A 16,341-nucleotide genomic window follows, 5' to 3' on the forward strand; every position below is an offset into this window, starting at 1 on the left:
GTAATGACATGGTATCTCTCGCATCCCACGGCATAAGCGACTCCATATACGGGTTCTTATGCCTTAGTTGTAAGTGTCTACCATGTCCCCGAACAAGCGTTCACTATGTCCCCAGTCTGTACACCCAAAGGGAGAGGGAACCGCCTGTGCAGATATCATGTATCCCTCACCCCGGACCTCTCCCAAAGGGAGAGGGAACCGTCCGTGCAGACATACATAGCCTGACAAATCCTTTGCGCGAATTTGAATACCTGAATAATAACCCAACGTAACTATCGGCATGATGGCCGCTCAACGTGAATGGGTGGTGGCAGAATGTTTACAAAAGCGTTATCGGTAGTGTTACTGACCTGTGCGTTATTTTCCGGTCAGCTGATGGCAGGACATGCGGGACATGAATTTTTTTGGGTGAAGAAGGTGGATCAACAGCTGCGCCATGAAGCTGACAGCGATGAGCTACGGGCAGTGGCAGAGGAGTCTGCAGAAGGCTTGCGCGAACATCACCACTGGCAGAAGTCGCGCAAACCGGATACTCACTTTCGTTGATTAACTGCCTTTACGCTTCGGCAGCGTTTTCAGCAGATCGTCAGGACTGACGGACGCGACAATGCTGCCAGGCTGAGGCGTTTTAAAGATGTGGTTTTTCATCTTGCCAATAACGTGCATTTCGCACGGACGGCAGTCGAATTTCAGGGTTAACACTTCATCGCCGTTCACCAGCTGCATCGGGGTAGCTTTCCAGCTCTTGATGTTGCCTTTCGCCTGTTTCGGACAGAGGTTAAAAGCGAAGCGCAGGCAATGCTTGGTGATCATCACCGGCACATCCCCCTTCTCTTCATGCGCCTCATACGCCGCATCAATCAGGGTCACGCCGTAACGCTGATAGAACGCCCTCGCCTTGTGGTTGTAGACGTTTGCCAGGAACGACAGATGGGTGTCCGGGTAGACCGGCGGTGGCACGGAGACCGCTTTACGGCTGCCGCGCGGGTAATTGTCGAGACGCGCGGTATCCAGCATATCGGCGGTTTCACGACGGAACTGATTCAGCAGGCTGTTCGGCACAAAAAGCGCATCCGGCAGATTGACCTGAATATCCCGCGCGTAATAAATCGTCTGACCCAGTTTGGCGACGCCATCTTTCAGGCTGTTCAGCGCTTTTTCGCCGTTGTTCGCCACCTCAAACTGCCCGTCGAGGGTGTGCGTCACGCTGATACCGTCTTCGCTGGTCATGGTCAGGATCAGCTGCTCTTCCCAGCCGCCCAGCTCGATATCCACCGCAATGCGCCGTTCGCTGGAGGTTTTCTGCAGCGCCTGCTGCCAGTTATGATCCAGGTTACGGTTCAGGGCCGCATGCGGTCGCGCTTTATACAGATCGGCGGGCATTTCGTTCGGCCACACGCGATAGCGATTTTCAGCGATTTTTTCTACCGTATTGGCGCGGAAGCCAACAACTTCACGTTTGATCATCACGTTCAGGCCATCGCCGTTCGCCAGCGGCTCGGTGACGTCGACATCAAGAAAATCTTTCGTCACTTTCAGCACTTCACCCACCGGCAGGCCAATAAATTTTGGCGAGTCGAACGCACCGATGTCCTCTTTACGCGCATTCACAAAGTAATCGGTGCTGCCGCGATGGAAAGTCTTGTCGGTGGAGGGAATAAAGAAGTGCTCGGTACGTCCGGCGGAGCTGCGCGCCAGGCCACCGCGATCGTCGATAATCGCATCCAGCATCTGGCGGTAGTGAGCGGTGATGTTCTTCACGTAGCTCATGTCTTTGTAGCGCCCTTCAATCTTGAAGGATTGCACGCCCGCGTCGATCAGCGCCCCAAGGTTGGCGGTCTGGTCGTTATCTTTCATCGACAGGAGGTGTTTATCAAACGCCACCACGCGTCCCTGATCGTCTTTCAGGGTATACGGCAGACGGCAAGCCTGGGAGCAGTCACCCCGGTTGGCGCTGCGCCCGGTTTGCGCGTGAGAGATATTGCACTGCCCGGAATAGGCGACGCACAGGGCTCCGTGGATAAAGAATTCGATGGTGGCATCGGCCGCCTGGTGGATATCGCGGATCTGATTCAGGTTCAGCTCACGCGCCAGCACGATCTGGGTAAAGCCCGCATCGGCGAGGAATTTCGCTTTTTCCATGCTGCGGATATCGCACTGGGTACTGGCGTGCAGTTCAATCGGCGGGATATCCAGCTCGAGAACCCCCATATCCTGCACGATCAGCGCATCAATGCCAGTCTGGTACAGGTCGGTAATCATCCGCTGCGCCGGTTCCAGTTCATCATCATGAAGAATAGTGTTCAGGGTCACGAACACCTTCGCCCCAAAGCGATGGGCGAACGGCACCAGTTCGGCAATATCGCGCAGGCTGTTGCTGGCATTATGGCGAGCGCCAAATCCAGGGCCACCGATATAGACCGCATCCGCGCCGTGAAGGATCGCTTCGCGGGCAATGGCGGCGTCACGAGCCGGGCTTAAAAGTTCAAGTTGATGGGATGGCAGGCGCATGCTTCGTCGTTATCCGTTATGGTCAAAATGGCGGCCATTGTAGTCACAACGCTGCGTCAGCGAAACAGTTTTGCGTGCCTTTAGCGGGGATAATGGATAAGCGAGTGAAAGTGTACCGTCCGGGCGCTGCTGTTGCGGTAGGCATGCGGTTGGTCGCCAGCGAAACGCAGGCCGCTGTCCGGCGGGATAGTGCGCCAGACGCCGTCGATCTGCATCTCCAGCTCGCCGCTTATTACCACCACATGCTCAATCACGCCCGCCTCGTGCGGGGTGGATTCGCTCAGGGTGCCCGGCGCAAGGGTGATGGAAAAATGGTCGTATTTCAGCGTCTCGTCCCAGGGGAACAGCGGTTTGACCACCATCGCCTGCTGCTGCGGGTCGAACACCGGTGCGGCGTCCGCGGCGGGGCTGATAAAGGTTGAGAACGGTACGTTCAGCCCGGTGGCGATTTTCCACAGCGTCGAGACCGTCGGGCTGGATTCGTTCCGCTCCACCTGGCCGAGCATCGCCTTCGAGACGCCGGTCTCTTCCGCCAGCTTTGACAGACTCCAGCCGCGCGCCTGGCGCAGCGTTTTCAGTGTCAATGCAAGATGTTGCGTGATGTCCATAATCCCTCCGTTGCGGCGAGTGTAGCACTTGTATGCTATAACGCACAGTGATACCTTTTTGGCTGTTATAACGCACAACGGAGTGTTTATGCGCGCCTCTTACCTGACTTTTCCTACGGTGCTATCGGGCTTTGTCGCCGTGTTGGTCGGCTATGCCAGCTCCGCCGCCATCATCTGGCAGGCCGCAGCGGCGGCGGGTGCAACCCCGTCACAGATCGCTGGCTGGATGACAGCGCTGGGGATCGGCATGGGGGTCAGCACCCTGGCGCTGTCGTGGTGGTATAAAGCCCCGGTGCTCACCGCCTGGTCGACACCGGGGGCAGCGCTGCTGGCCACCAGCCTGCAGGGGGTGACGCTGTCAGAGACCATCGGCATCTTTATCTTTGCCAATGCCCTGATCCTGGTCTGCGGCGTCAGCGGTCTGTTCGCCCGGTTGATGAAAATCATTCCCCATTCACTGGCGGCGGCGATGCTCGCGGGCGTGCTACTGCGCTTTGGCCTGCAGGCGTTCAGCAACATCGAAGGTCACCTGCTGCTGTGTGGCAGTATGCTGCTGGCCTGGCTTCTGACCAAAGCCTTCGCCCCGCGCTATGCGATTGTCGCGACCCTGCTGGTGGGCGGAGCCGTCGCGGCGCTAAGCGGTGACGTTGTCACCGAAAAGCTGACCTTCTCAGTGGTGATGCCGGAATTTATCGCACCGACATTCAACGTCACGACGCTTATCAGCATCGGTCTGCCCTTCTTTCTGGTGACCATGGCTTCGCAAAATGCGCCAGGGTTCGCGACGATGAAAGCCTCTGGCTATCCGGTCGCCGTTTCGCCGCTGATTGTGTTTACCGGTGGGCTGGCGCTGCTGCTGTCGCCGTTCGGCGTGTACTCAATTTGCATCGCGGCGATCACTGCCGCCATCTGCCAGAGCCCGGATGCGCACCCCGATGCCAGTAAACGCTGGCTGGCCGCAGCAGCGGCGGGCGTTTTTTATCTGCTGGCGGGTATTTTTGGCGGGTCGATCAGCGGTTTGATGGCAGCATTGCCGTTGAGCTGGATCCAGACCCTGGCCGGGCTGGCGCTGTTGGGCACTATTGGCGGCAGCCTGCATCAGGCGTTGCACAATGAAAACGAGCGCGATGCGGCGATTGTGACCTTTCTGCTGACCGCCAGCGGCGTCACGCTGGCCGGAATTGGATCGGCGTTCTGGGGGCTGATTGCCGGGGGCGTCTGCTACGCCCTGCTGTCACGCACTCGCGGCGCGTAGCTGCGACGGCGTAAGCCCGGTGGCGGCGCGAAAGCGGTTGCTGAAATGGCTGGCCGAGCTGAATCCGCAGGCCAGCGCAATCTCGGTGAGCGGCTGACGGGTGGATCGCACCAGTGCTTTGGCCTTCTCCATCCGCCGCTGCATCACGTACTGATGCGGGGCGAGCTGCATCGACTGGCGGAACATGCGCGCAAAGTGGTATTCGCTCAGGCTCGCCTGCACAGCCAGATCCGCCAGGGTCAGCGGCTGGGCGAGGTTCTCTTCGATAAACCCCAGCACATTGCGCAGCACATACGGCGACAGGCCGCCGGTTACCGTTGGCAACGCCCACTGGACGTTACTGTAATGCTGCACCAGATGGGTCAGTAATAGCGTGGAGGCGGTGCTCAGGGTCAGCTGATTCGCGCTCTGCTGCCAGTCGCAGCCGAGGATAAAATGGCGATACAGGGCGGTGATTTTGGCGTCATCGCCAAACAGACTTTCATCGAGCGAGAGTGCGTGCGGGCTCTTGTCCCAGATCTGCTCCCCGACGGTACGCAGGTGATCGTCGGTACAGTACAGATGCACAAACGACAGATCGTCGCGGATATCCCAGCTGGACTCGCTCTCTTTGGGCATCAGGCAGAAACGATCCGGGCCGCCGCCGTTTTTCCAGCCAGCGCGGGTTTTGTGGTAGCTCTCGTACCCGTCGGCGATATACAGGCTCAGGGTATGGTGATCGCAATGCTGGGTGATGGTGTCGCGTTTGTTAGACCAGGCCGCCAGATGGATCCCCGAATTCAACGCGACGGCATTGTGTAATACCGCTTTATGCTTGCGCAGATTTTCAAAGGCACCGTACATCTCAGCCATAACGTTCCACATATCTGTTCTCGGGAGTCGTTCAGTCTAAAAAGATCTGCCCGCCAGTGCCAGTCCTGTTCACTGCCCAACGGGAAAAAAGCGCAAGAATATGCAAGTCCACCGCAAGCCGGTGAAAGAGGACGACGCCCTCTCCCGTCATACTGAGCGCAGACTTTGCCAATACGAGAATAAATATGAACGCATTATTGTACGCACTGGTGGTGGTGATTTGGGGCACCACCTGGATTGCTATCTTCTTACAACAGGGCCCGGTGCCTGCGCCGGTCTCTATTTTCTGGCGCTTCGCCGTCGCCACCGCCACCATCATGGCGGTACTGCTGATCCTGCGCCGTCTGCGCCCACTGGCGCTACGCGACCACCTGTTCTGCGGGCTGCAGGGCTGCTGCGTCTTCTGCTTCAACTTCTGGTGTTTTTATACCGCAGCCGGGTACATCAATACCGGGCTGGAGTCGGTGATTTTCTCGATGGCGGTGCTGTATAACGCCCTCAACAGCTTCCTGTTCTTTGGCCAACGTCCGCCAGCGCGTTTTTATCTGGCGGCGGCGCTGGGGCTGCTCGGCATTGTGACCCTGTTCTGGAGCGATCTGCTCGCCAGCGGCTGGAACGCGGGCCTGCTGTTCGGGATTGCGCTCTCGGCGCTGGGCACTTACGGGTTCTCGCTCGGGAATATGATCAGCCTGCGCCACCAGCGTAACGGGCTGGAAACCATGACCACCAACGCGTGGGCGATGCTGTATGGCACGCTGGTAATGGGGGCGATTGCCTTGATTCGTGGGGATGACTTTACCCCGGTGTGGTCGGTGAGCTATATCGGCGCCCTGCTGTATCTGGCGCTGTTTGGCTCGGTGATTGCCTTTGGCGCCTACTTTACGCTGGTCGGGCGGATTGGTGCCGGAAAAGCGGCCTACAGCACCCTGCTGTTCCCGCTGGTAGCGCTGTCGTTTTCGACGCTGTACGAAGGATACGTCTGGCACAGCAACGCGATTGCCGGGCTGCTGCTGATCTTAACCGGGAATCTGGTGATGTTCGCTAAACCGGAGAACTGGGTTAAGCGATTACGGCTGGCGTAAAAACAATCCGGCCTGCGGGGACGCAGGCCGGAGAGGACTTATTTTTTCGCGGTCTGGTTCACGTCAAACATGGTGGCATCGGCCGCCATGTCATCAACGACTTTCTTCAATGTCGCCAGGGTCATTGGCGAGTTCTGGTTGTTCAGCTCTTTGCCTTCGCCTTTACGCACCACTTTGATGACCGGTTTGCCGGTCTGGGCATCAATCAACTCGCCCTCAAAGTAGAGGTGGGTATCCATGGTGCGGTGGCCAGATGCCATCTGGGTACCAGCGATCACCAGCGCCACAGGGACAACTTCATAGAACTGCAGACCTTCTTTCTGCGAGCTGACGCCCGTGATGGCACCACGGAAGATCAGGCTACGCGGGCCAGGGGTAGCAACAATTGGTTTGCGCTTGCCAATGGCGGTTTTCATGGTGGTGTTAACATAGGCCAGGATATCATCCAGCGTACGTTGGCCTACCTGGGTAGTCGGTTTCGGTACCGGATAATAGGTGACGTTGTTCCAGACAATGCTGTCGTACTTCTTCTCGTCATAAGATGGGTCTATCCAGCGCAGCGTCGGTAAACCTGAAGCTGATTTGGTTTCTTGCAGGCCAGAGTAGTCTTTTAAAAAGCCTGAATATTGATCAGGCTGCGCCACTTTTGACGCACAGCCCGCTAAAAACAGCAGGCCAGAAAGCGCGGCAACTTTAAATAAAGTATTTGTACGCATAAAGGATGTATCCCTGTTAATTGCAAATATGCAATTGAAGTTATAGCAAAAGAATGTAGAAAAAGGAGCGGCAAAAAATGACGAAGACAGCACAAATTGAAAAAACGCTGCCCGCCGTTGCAGCGGGCAGCGTTAAATGGTTATTTTATATCCACTTGCCAGAATAAATGTTTGCCGAACGGGTCAATTTCGTAACCTGTGACTTCTTTTCGCACCGGCTCAAATATCGTTGAATGGGCAATCATCACCGCAGGCATTTGATCGTGCATCATTTGCTGCGCTTCTTTATACAATGCGGTTCGTTTATCGCGGTCGGTTATTGATTTAGCTTCGGCAATAATTTTATCAAATGGCTGATAACACCATTTGGCTGAATTCGAGCCGCCGTTTGCCGAGGTGCAGGTAAATAACGGGCCGAAGAAGTTATCCGGATCGCCGGTGGCCGTGGTCCAGCCCATCAGCGCCGCCTGATGTTCGCCGCCCTTCACCCGCTTGAGATACTCGCCCCATTCATAGGTGACCACTTTGGTTTGCACGCCGATTTTCGCCCAGTCGGCCTGGATCATCTCCGCCATGCGTTTGGCATTCGGGTTATACGGACGCTGAACCGGCATTGCCCACAGATCGATGGTCATCCCGTTGGCAAATCCAGCCTCTTTCAGTAACGCTTTGGCCTTTTCCGGATCGTAGTCGTAGTCTTTCAGCTCGCTGTCTGCGCTCCACACCCCTGGCGGCAGCAGGTTTTTTGCCGCCGTGCCGGTGCCGTGGAAAACGGCCTCGATAATCGCCGGTTTGTTGATCGCCATCGCCAGCGCCTGACGCACTTTGACGTTATCCAGCGGCGCTTTTTGCGTGTTGAACGCGAGGAAGCCGGTATTCAGCCCCGCTTTGCTCATCACATTAAGATCTTTGTTCGCTTTCATCCGCGGCAGATCCGCCGGATTCGGAAACGGCATCACCTGGCACTCGTTTTTCTCGAGTTTGGCGAAGCGCACCGAGGCATCCGGCACAATACTGAACACCAGACGGTCCAGCTTCGCTTTACCCTGCCAGTACTCCGGGAAGGCGGTAAACAGGATCCGCGAATCTTTCTGATACTGTGCGAGCTTAAACGGCCCGGTGCCAATCGGATCCATATCGACCTTTTCTGGCGTACCTGCTTTCATCATCGCGTCAGCATATTCCGCCGACAGGATCGAGGCGAAGTACCAGGCTAAATCGGCGACAAAAGGCGATTCCGGGTGCGCAAGGGTGAAGCGCACCGTATGGTCATCAACTTTATCAATGGCGGTGATCAGCTTGCCAAACTCCAGACTTTCGAAGTTGGAGTAGCTGCCGTTTGAGACGTTGTGATACGGATGATTGACATCTTTCTGCCGCATAAACGAGAAGATCACATCATCGGCATTAAAATCGCGCGTGGGCGTAAAGGCCTTATTGCTCTGGAACTTCACCCCTTTGCGCAGGTGGAAGGTATACACCTTGCCATCCTCGCTGACATCCCAGCTTTCGGCCAGACTCGGCACCAGCTCGGTGGTGCCGGGGGTGAAATCCACCAGCCGGTTATAGACCGGCACCGCACTGGCATCCACGCTGGTGCCCGAGGTATAGAGTTGCGGGTTAAAGTTTTCCGGCGATCCTTCGGAACAATAGACCAGCGTTTTGGCGGCAACGGTGGAACTGACCGTCAGCGCGGCAACGATCAGTGCCAGGGTTGTGAGGTTGCTTTTCATCGCGTTTTCCTGTCTTTTAATTTGACGGCTAATGAATTTATTGTCGTGCCAAACCATAAATAACATTAAAGTGATTTCGCAAACACCTGATAACTCAAATAAAGAAGGATCCACCATGTCATCCGCGCTCGCCAGACAATTAACCCAACGCTTCTTTCGTTACCTGGCCATCACCAGCCAAAGCGATCCCAGGGTCAAGACCCTGCCCTCCACGCCCGGCCAGCATGAGATGGCGCGAGCGCTGGCGAAGGAGCTGGAATCGCTGGGTCTGGACGATATCCTGATTGACGAATTTGCCACCGTCACGGCGGTAAAAAAGGGCAACGTCCCCGGCGCACCGCGGATCGGGTTTATTACCCATATTGATACCGTCGACGTCGGATTATCACCGGATATTAATCCGCAGATCCTGACCTTTACAGGGGATGATCTCTGTCTCAACGTCGACAAAGACATCTGGCTGCGGGTCAACGAGCACCCGGAAATCCTGGCCTACCCCAATGAGGCGATTATTTTCAGCGACGGCACCAGCGTGCTGGGCGCCGACAACAAATCGGCGGTCACGGTGGTGATGACGGTGCTGGAAAACCTCACCGCAGAGCATCAGCATGGCGATATCGTGGTGGCCTTTGTGCCGGATGAAGAGATTGGCCTGTGTGGGGCGAAAGCGCTGGATTTAAAGCGTTTCGATGTGGATTTTGCCTGGACTATCGACTGCTGCGAGCTGGGGGAGATCGTCTATGAGAACTTCAACGCGGCGGCGGCAGAAATTCGCTTTACCGGCGTGACGGCGCACCCGATGTCGGCCAAAGGCGTGCTGGTGAACCCGCTGCTGATGGCGGCCGATTACATCAGCCATTTTGATCGTCAACAAACCCCGGAACACACCGAAGGACGCGAAGGTTATGTCTGGTTTAACGGCATTCAGGCCGGGCAAAACGAGGCGGTGCTGAAGGCCAATATTCGTGATTTCGACCGCGATGGCTTCGCTGCCCGCAAGGTGCAAATCGCCGAGGTGGCGCAGAAAATCGCTGCTCAGCACCCGACCGCGAAAGTGCACTGGCACATAGAAGATACTTACAGCAACATCAGCAACGCAGTCGGTGAAGATCGCCGGGCGATCGACCTGATGTTTGAAGCGATGGAGAGTTTAGGCATCACGCCAAAACCGACCCCGATGCGCGGCGGCACCGACGGCGCAGCGCTCTCAGCGAAAGGGTTGTTAACCCCGAACTTCTTCACCGGGGCACATAACTTCCACTCTAAATTTGAGTTTTTACCGCTGAGATCGTTTGAGTCTTCTTACAACACCGCATTGCAGCTGTGTTTGCTGGCGGCACGTTAAGAAAAATAAACCCGGTTATACTCTGACCGGGTTTATTATCTTACTTAACCTGACGCATTGAATCGGCCTGCAATTCTGCCCAGGAAGCTTCGAGTATCCAGAGACATTGCGCCCCGTCGACGGTCTTTAATAACGCCTGGCGCGTGCGCTTATAGAACAGCTCAATCTCCGCCCGTGATACCTCAGTCGGTGGCGTGCAGATGATATCGCTGCCAATCATGTGCGGCCATTTGCCGGCATCAATGATACGCAGCGCCTTAAGCGTGGCAACAGTGTCGGTTGTTAGCGCTGCAGCCATTGCATCTTCCAGCTGCTGCGCCTGCTTAACATCAGCAACTGCAGCAAGTGCCGGAGTCTGTTCAATCCACTGTGTCTCGCCCACGGCTACTCCACGCAGTGCGGTAGGCCAGTCAGTAGCACCGGCCATGACCTGAAATGAGAAAATTGCCAGAGTCAGACCGAGCAGGCACTTCATCGCACAACCTCCAGTTTGCCGCCGTCGCGGAGTATCTGTCGACGCGTCGATAGCGAAATGATTATGTTTCTCGTAATCCGGGTCTTTGACATCCAGCATCATCGGGCAAACGCTGACAATTTTTACACCTTCCATGAGGGTAGAAAAGTATTCCACCTCCTGGCCTGTGTTATCGATATGGTAGAACTTCACCTCAGCGGATTTGAGCTTTTGACCTGTGCTAACGGCCTTGTACAAGTAAGGCGTGGAAGCATCTGTCTCTTTGTCGAAGGAGTAAGGGGAATGTTCGCGGAGGTTTGTTGCTCTGCCGTTGTACCTATCGATGGGTTGCATGACGCCATGATTAAGACTGATTATCTCGATGCTGCCCTCACGGCCAGCAATGTCGACAGAACCTTTGATCTCTGCGCCACCGTCGTCTTTAAGCCATAAATACGCGGGAATAGCCATTAGATTAAAACTCCATTTAAGAAAATCCTCAAATAAAATCCTTTCACGTTAGTCTCTTACGTGAAACCCAACACTATCGCCCATAAAATAACCTGTCAAATATTGCGCAATATGGTTAGAAAACGATCTGCGCTTTCTTTGACTTAAAAATAAAAAAAGCCGGATTTATCCGGCCTTCAGTATCTGAATCGTGGTCGCCGCACTGGCAGCACATTAAACCGCTTTACGCGCCAGCATCGTCGCAAAGCGCAGCTTAATGCGGTTGCCTTCGGCGTCGGTGCGATGTAACTGGCCGACGTCTTCGTTATATTTCAGCAGTTCCCAGCCCGCATAGTAGCCGCTCAGTTCGCCGGTTTTAAAGGCAAACGGGAAGCCAACGTTGCACGGATAATCGTCGGTATCCATCGCCGCCACAATCAGGTTATAGCCGCCCGGTTTGGTGCAACGCTGCATATTGTCAATCAGGCCCGGAATGGTGTTGGCTTCGAGGAACATCATCACCACGGTCGACAGAATAAAATCGTACTCGCCATCAAAACGCAGGGTGTTGAGATCTTTGATTGCCGACTCAAGGTTGGTAATGCCCTCTTTCACCTTGATGCTTTCGAGGTTATCGATGCTGTTAGCATTCTTATCCCACGCGGTCACATCAAAGCCGTTCGCCGCCAGGTACAGGCTGTTGCGCCCGTTACCGCAGCCGAGATCCAGCGTTTTGCCCGGTTTAACAATCCCGGCGCTGTACACCACGTCAGAGTGCGTGCGGGTCATACCATATTTTTCGGTAAAGTAGTTATCATCAAACACAGTCATTCTTTTTCCTCTGCTTGCATAAGCGTTGCTTTGTCTGCACGAACCAACAGTTTACCCTGCATCAGCAGGATAAACGTGCGCACCAGTAATAGCGCAATGATGGCGTTAGTAAAAATAAACAGTGGGACAGCGATGGCGTGGAACAGCCCGGACGGGCTGCTCTGGCCCAGGTGCAGGCCGGTGGTCGCCAGTGCCGATACGCCGAATGAAAAGCTCCAGAACGACGCATTAAACGGCTGCGACAGATACCAGGGCATCAGGCGCAGGGTAAACAGCAGCTGGAGCAGGCCGTAACCAAACAGCATTTTTGCGAAGGTGTCTGCTTCGCCGCCGTTGACCGAAAACCAGGCGCTACAGGCGACCAGCGCCGGTGCCAGCTGGATGCCGAGTGAACTGCGCAGCGTGGCCGGCAGTTCTCCGGCGCTGCGCAGGCGCTGCAGGATCACCGGTTCGAGGCTCAGCCACGAGAAGACCCCCGCCCCCAGAAACACCAGCCCGGCATCGTGAAAACCCAGCGCGCCGCAGGCCATCGCACTGATAAAATTGTTGGCTACCGTCGGCAGGTACAGGCCGGGGGTGGTCGCCTCCTGAGTATGAGTCCCACGCCACAGCCCGGCGGACTGCCACGCGGCATACCCCAACTGCACCACCACGCCGAGGGTGAACAGCACCAGCGCCAGCGGACGATACCAGGGGACAAAGCCGATCGCCACCAGCAGGGTCGTTGCCGGGAACAGGCTGACAAAACTGCTCATCACCGGATGGCGCATCTCGGCCAGCACGCTGCGCGGAAAGCGCACCATCCGGCTGATAAAGGCCACGGTCAGCAGCAGCCAAATCACCATCGCCAGCGTCACCAGGATCTCTCCCGGCCAGCGCGTGACGGGCCAGATTGTGCTGGCATAGCGCCAGGCGAATCCCATACCGATAATACCCAGCACCATTCCGAAATAGCCGGACGGCAAATTAAGAACACCTTGAGCGCTTTTCTGGCTTCGCATTTCTTTTAAACTATAAATAATATTTGAAATGCTAGTTTAAGGGGTTTCATTTCCGGATGCCATACTTTCGATCAACGTAAAGTTTGCTACGTTTAGTGGAGAGAAACACAGCGGAAACAGTGATGAATAAATATCGACTCAGCGATGAAACCCGACAGCACCACTGGCAGAACGGCGAGGCTAAGGCCGCCGTCACCGTGCGGCAGATTATCGCCGCCCGTGATTTCAGCGATGTAAAAAGCGGTTCCCGGGGCGGCTGGGTCGATGCCGAATCGGCGCTGTCGCAGGAGCAGGACTGCTGGATTTACGACGAGAACAGCGTGGTGTTTGCCGGGGCGCAGGTATGCGGCAACGCGCGCATCACCCAACCTTGTGTGATCAGCCATCAGGTGTGGATTGGCGATAACGTCTGGATTGACGGGGCGCAAATCAGCCACGGGGCGCGAATAAGTGACAACGTCACGGTGCAATCATCGGTGATCCGCGGTGAATGTCATCTTTTTGACAACGCCCGCATTCTGCACAACAGCATGGTGATTGCCGCCAAAGGCTTAACCCCCGACCAGGATCAAATCCTGAAAATCTTCGGCGAGGCTACCGTCAGCCAGTCGCGGGTGGTGCATCAGGCGCAGATCTACGGCAACGCCATCGTCCACTACGCCTTTGTCGAGCATCGGGCCGAGGTGTTTGAGAATGCGCTGCTGGAAGGCAACGAAGTGAATAACGTCTGGGTATGCGATTGCGCCAAAGTGTATGGCAATGCACGCCTGCTCGCCGGGCTGGAGGACGACGCTATCCCCACTCTGCGCTACAGCTCACAGGTCGCCGAAAACGCGCTGGTCGAGGGCAACTGCGTCATCAAACATCACGTCCTGATTGGTGGCGAAGCCAGGCTGCGCGGCGGGCCGATTTTGATCGACGATAAAGTGGTGATTCAGGGCCGGGCCCGCATTCAGGGTGAAGTGCTGATCGAGCATCATATTCATATTACCGACGATGCGGTCATTGAGGCGCTGGACGGGGATGCGATTCACCTGCGCGGTGAGAAGGTGATTAACGGCGCACAGCGCATTACGCGCACGCCGTTGCTGGGGGCATTATGAGGCGTAGATCCGGGCGTAGATATTCTGGTCGTCAAAGTGTCCATTAAGGAACTCCGCCTGTTTCAGACAGCCTTCCAGTAAGAACCCGTTGCGCAGCGCCACCTGATTGCTGGCGAGATTAGCAACCCGGCACTTGATCACGAAGCGGCGGATCTCGTTGCGCTCGACGTAGTAGTCAATAAACGCCTGTAATGCTTGAGAAATAATGCCCTTCCCTTGATGCGACTCATCCAGCCAGTAGCCGATATAGCCGGTTTTGTTCAGCGGTTCGATGGCATTAAACGACAGCACCCCCACCATTTCGCTCTCACAAAAGATAAGGAACATTTTGGCGTAACCGCGCTGATGCAGCATCTGGTTGCTCTGGATGTTCTGGCGGGTATCATCTTCAGTACCGACAAACTGTGGCCAGTTCAGCGACTCCTGAAGCCATGCTTTGTTTTTTATCACCAGGCCGTGCAGCTCGGTCGTGTAACGCTCGTCGACTGCGCGCAGTTCGATACGCTCAGTGACGGGGATGATTTCTTCGGTGATCGCAGTCATAGTCCCTCAATGTTGTCGCCTGTTCCCCCTCACCCTAACCCTCTCCCTTAAGGGAGAGGGAACCGTACGAGCCACCCGTTAACGCATTATGCGGTCATCCACATACTGACGTTTATCCGCGGCTGGCGGGTAATAGTGGTACATCCAGGTTTCGCTGATTGCCTCGCCCTGGCAGCGCAGGAACATCCGCATATCCACCGGCTCAGCGTCGTCGCTGGTCGGATACCAGTCAAACAGGATCCGATAGCCGTCGAACGGCTCGACGTACAGGATTTCGATCTGCTTCGCTTCCCCGTTGGACAGGGTGATCACCGGCTCGATCCCTTTCGGGGCCGCGGCTTTCAGATCGCCGCCAACAAAGTCGATGGCGAAACGGCGGCACCACACTTTCGGGAAGTGTTCACCCGGTGCCCAGCCTTCGGGGAAGCCGCCCATCCCGCTGCGGGTGGCGAGCACATTCGCCAGCGGCGAACGCACCGGGGGTTTTGCACTCCAGTACAAACGGTACTTATAGTCGAGTGAATCCCCGGCTTTGATCGGTTTTTCGGGCTGCCAGAAGCAGACCACGTTATCCAGCGTTTCGCCGGTTGTCGGGATCTCCATCAGGCCAACGGTGCCTTTGCCCCACTGGTTGCGCGGCTCGACCCACAGGCTTGGGCGTTTGTTATACCAGCCCATGATGTCCTGATAGTGCGAGAAATCGCGATCCAGCTGCAGCAGACCAAAACCTTTCGGGTTTTTGTCGGTGTAGGCGTGGAACTGCAGCTTTTGCGGGTTATTCAGCGGGCGACAGATCCACTCCCCGTTGCCGCGCCACATCGCCAGACGATCGGAATCGTGGATCTGCGGGTGAATGGTGTCGCACATCCGGCGCTCGTTGTTGCCGCAGGCGAACATGCTGGTCATCGGGGCGATCCCCAGCTGCTGAATGTCCTTGCGGGCATACAGATGGTTGTCGACTTCCATGATCACCTGGTTTTTCTCGCAGTGGATCACGAATTTATAGGCACCGGTGATGCTTGGGCTGTCGAGCAGAGTGTAAACGGTAAAGGTGGTGTCTCCCGGCTTGACGGTTTCAAACCAGAAGGAGGTAAAGTCCGGGAACTCTTCGGTGCTGTCGGCGTAGGTATTCAGCGCCAGACCCCGGGCCGAGAGCCCGTACTGGTAGGTATCGTCCACCGCGCGGAAGTAGCTCGCGCCGAGGAACGAGACGATATCGCGACGCGCCAGCTCCGGCGCTTTAAAGGCACGGAAGCCAGCAAAGCCTAAATCGCTTTGCCCTTCGAGCTGTTTGGTGTCAACGCCCGCGTCATGATAGTTAAACAGTTCCGGGCGGAAGTGAATTTCACGCGCCTGCGAGGTCTGGTTATCCAGCGAGAACATTCGCACCCGGCGGCGGAAGCCCATCCCCACGTGGAAGAACTGCACGTCCAGCTGGCGGTTTTCGATGTTGTTCCACAGGGAATGCTTTGCGTCGTATTGGATGCTGTTGTACGCCTGCGGCGTCAGCGTCGCCAGCGTCTCAGGCAACGGTCGCGGCGCCCCGCCCCACGGAGTTTGCGCCAGGTCGTGCGCCATGGATTGCAGCACAGAAAAGTCGAAACGACGGCTCTGACCGTCCGCAATATCCGATTCAGCCGCATTGGCCGCACGGGAGAAAAGCGTGGCGAGCCCGGTAGTGCTGCTCAGTGCAGCAACGGCCAGTGAGCCTTGTAGAAAACGTCTGCGATTCATGCCTGGAAAAACGTCCTTATGGTCGTGGGGAGGTAGGTTTCGCCTCGGGCGAAACGACGGCAAGAAAGAACATCATTAAGAGGCACAGCCTAAACAAAAACGGCTAAGAATCCAATTGCCGTC

The 16,341-nt window shown here is 56.1% G+C and carries 14 protein-coding genes and 1 pseudogene; 5 read left to right on the plus strand and 10 right to left on the minus strand.

The window, feature by feature from the left end; translation table 11 throughout:
- The first annotated feature begins 315 nt into the window (after positions 1–315).
- The gene (locus tag M8013_RS05140) at positions 316–546 is read left to right on the plus strand and encodes a DUF2554 family protein (RefSeq protein WP_271266739.1); all 231 of its coding nucleotides are present in this window, start codon (positions 316–318) and stop codon (positions 544–546) included.
- Here the strand turns inward: M8013_RS05140 and M8013_RS05145 are convergent, their stop codons facing one another.
- The gene (locus M8013_RS05145; RefSeq protein WP_271266740.1) at positions 547–2,511 is read right to left on the minus strand and encodes a peptidase U32 family protein; all 1,965 of its coding nucleotides are present in this window, start codon (positions 2,509–2,511) and stop codon (positions 547–549) included.
- An 80-nt stretch (positions 2,512–2,591) separates the two neighbouring features.
- The gene (locus M8013_RS05150; RefSeq protein ID WP_271266741.1) at positions 2,592–3,119 is read right to left on the minus strand and encodes a helix-turn-helix domain-containing protein; all 528 of its coding nucleotides are present in this window, start codon (positions 3,117–3,119) and stop codon (positions 2,592–2,594) included.
- Positions 3,120–3,207: 88 nt separating this feature from the next.
- Between M8013_RS05150 and M8013_RS05155 the strand changes: the two genes are divergently transcribed.
- Positions 3,208–4,374, plus strand: a complete 1,167-nt coding sequence (locus M8013_RS05155; protein WP_418939523.1) for a benzoate/H(+) symporter BenE family transporter — start codon at positions 3,208–3,210, stop codon at positions 4,372–4,374.
- Here the strand turns inward: M8013_RS05155 and M8013_RS05160 are convergent.
- A complete protein-coding gene (locus tag M8013_RS05160; protein ID WP_271266742.1) occupies positions 4,354–5,226 on the minus strand; it encodes a helix-turn-helix domain-containing protein in 873 nt (290 codons plus the stop codon). The genes M8013_RS05155 and M8013_RS05160 overlap by 21 nt on opposite strands.
- 185 nt (positions 5,227–5,411) lie before the next feature.
- On the opposite strand from M8013_RS05160, the gene M8013_RS05165 reads away from it, so the two are divergent.
- Positions 5,412–6,308, plus strand: a complete 897-nt coding sequence (locus M8013_RS05165) for a DMT family transporter (RefSeq protein WP_271266743.1) — start codon at positions 5,412–5,414, stop codon at positions 6,306–6,308.
- Between the two features lie 38 nt (positions 6,309–6,346).
- Here the strand turns inward: M8013_RS05165 and M8013_RS05170 are convergent, their stop codons facing one another.
- Together M8013_RS05170 and M8013_RS05175 are read right to left on the minus strand one after the other, a co-directional pair.
- Positions 6,347–7,024, minus strand: coding sequence for a DUF3313 domain-containing protein (locus tag M8013_RS05170; RefSeq protein WP_271266744.1), 678 nt, complete (start codon positions 7,022–7,024; stop codon positions 6,347–6,349).
- A gap of 140 nt (positions 7,025–7,164) precedes the next feature.
- Entirely contained in the window at positions 7,165–8,757 is a 1,593-nt protein-coding gene (locus M8013_RS05175) for an ABC transporter substrate-binding protein (protein WP_271266745.1), read from the minus strand.
- A gap of 115 nt (positions 8,758–8,872) precedes the next feature.
- On the opposite strand from M8013_RS05175, the gene pepT reads away from it, so the two are divergent.
- Entirely contained in the window at positions 8,873–10,102 is a 1,230-nt protein-coding gene (gene pepT, locus M8013_RS05180; RefSeq protein ID WP_271266746.1) for a peptidase T, read from the plus strand.
- A gap of 532 nt (positions 10,103–10,634) precedes the next feature.
- Here the strand turns inward: pepT and M8013_RS05185 are convergent.
- The 3 genes and pseudogenes from M8013_RS05185 to tehA all read right to left on the minus strand — a co-directional run.
- A pseudogene (locus M8013_RS05185) lies at positions 10,635–11,027 on the minus strand (Hcp family type VI secretion system effector); the annotation flags it as partial.
- A gap of 213 nt (positions 11,028–11,240) precedes the next feature.
- Positions 11,241–11,837 (minus strand): tellurite resistance methyltransferase TehB, encoded by a 597-nt coding sequence (tehB, locus tag M8013_RS05190; RefSeq protein ID WP_271266747.1) that lies wholly within the window; start codon positions 11,835–11,837, stop codon positions 11,241–11,243.
- A complete protein-coding gene (gene tehA, locus M8013_RS05195; RefSeq protein WP_271266748.1) occupies positions 11,834–12,838 on the minus strand; it encodes a dicarboxylate transporter/tellurite-resistance protein TehA in 1,005 nt (334 codons plus the stop codon). The genes tehB and tehA overlap by 4 nt, the downstream gene beginning before the upstream one ends.
- Before the next feature lie 122 nt (positions 12,839–12,960).
- Here tehA and ydcK point away from each other — a divergent pair, with 122 nt between their 5' ends.
- Positions 12,961–13,941: a YdcK family protein gene (gene ydcK / locus M8013_RS05200; protein WP_271266749.1), complete on the plus strand. Its 981-nt coding sequence runs from the start codon at positions 12,961–12,963 to the stop codon at positions 13,939–13,941.
- On the opposite strand, the gene rimL is transcribed toward ydcK, so the two are convergent.
- Complete coding sequence (gene rimL, locus M8013_RS05205; RefSeq protein ID WP_271266750.1) at positions 13,936–14,484, minus strand: 50S ribosomal protein L7/L12-serine acetyltransferase; 549 nt, start codon at positions 14,482–14,484, stop codon at positions 13,936–13,938. The genes ydcK and rimL overlap by 6 nt on opposite strands.
- 78 nt (positions 14,485–14,562) lie before the next feature.
- Complete coding sequence (locus M8013_RS05210; protein ID WP_271266751.1) at positions 14,563–16,218, minus strand: glucan biosynthesis protein D; 1,656 nt, start codon at positions 16,216–16,218, stop codon at positions 14,563–14,565.
- Positions 16,219–16,341: the final 123 nt, after the last annotated feature.

Origin of the sequence: Silvania confinis (assembly GCF_025564085.1) — a bacterium.
In the GTDB taxonomy this organism is placed as follows: domain Bacteria; phylum Pseudomonadota; class Gammaproteobacteria; order Enterobacterales; family Enterobacteriaceae; genus Enterobacter; species Enterobacter confinis.

What these genes read in the sequence shown, in the direction of transcription:
- M8013_RS05140 (WP_271266739.1), top strand. Translation starts at nt 316, where the DNA reads ATGTTTACAAAAGCGTTATCGGTAGTGTTACTGACCTGTGCGTTATTT.
- M8013_RS05145 (WP_271266740.1), bottom strand. Translation starts at nt 2,511, where the DNA reads ATGCGCCTGCCATCCCATCAACTTGAACTTTTAAGCCCGGCTCGTGAC.
- M8013_RS05150 (WP_271266741.1), bottom strand. Translation starts at nt 3,119, where the DNA reads ATGGACATCACGCAACATCTTGCATTGACACTGAAAACGCTGCGCCAG.
- M8013_RS05155 (WP_418939523.1), top strand. Translation starts at nt 3,208, where the DNA reads ATGCGCGCCTCTTACCTGACTTTTCCTACGGTGCTATCGGGCTTTGTC.
- M8013_RS05160 (WP_271266742.1), bottom strand. Translation starts at nt 5,226, where the DNA reads ATGGCTGAGATGTACGGTGCCTTTGAAAATCTGCGCAAGCATAAAGCG.
- M8013_RS05165 (WP_271266743.1), top strand. Translation starts at nt 5,412, where the DNA reads ATGAACGCATTATTGTACGCACTGGTGGTGGTGATTTGGGGCACCACC.
- M8013_RS05170 (WP_271266744.1), bottom strand. Translation starts at nt 7,024, where the DNA reads ATGCGTACAAATACTTTATTTAAAGTTGCCGCGCTTTCTGGCCTGCTG.
- M8013_RS05175 (WP_271266745.1), bottom strand. Translation starts at nt 8,757, where the DNA reads ATGAAAAGCAACCTCACAACCCTGGCACTGATCGTTGCCGCGCTGACG.
- pepT (WP_271266746.1), top strand. Translation starts at nt 8,873, where the DNA reads ATGTCATCCGCGCTCGCCAGACAATTAACCCAACGCTTCTTTCGTTAC.
- tehB (WP_271266747.1), bottom strand. Translation starts at nt 11,837, where the DNA reads ATGACTGTGTTTGATGATAACTACTTTACCGAAAAATATGGTATGACC.
- tehA (WP_271266748.1), bottom strand. Translation starts at nt 12,838, where the DNA reads ATGCGAAGCCAGAAAAGCGCTCAAGGTGTTCTTAATTTGCCGTCCGGC.
- ydcK (WP_271266749.1), top strand. Translation starts at nt 12,961, where the DNA reads ATGAATAAATATCGACTCAGCGATGAAACCCGACAGCACCACTGGCAG.
- rimL (WP_271266750.1), bottom strand. Translation starts at nt 14,484, where the DNA reads ATGACTGCGATCACCGAAGAAATCATCCCCGTCACTGAGCGTATCGAA.
- M8013_RS05210 (WP_271266751.1), bottom strand. Translation starts at nt 16,218, where the DNA reads ATGAATCGCAGACGTTTTCTACAAGGCTCACTGGCCGTTGCTGCACTG.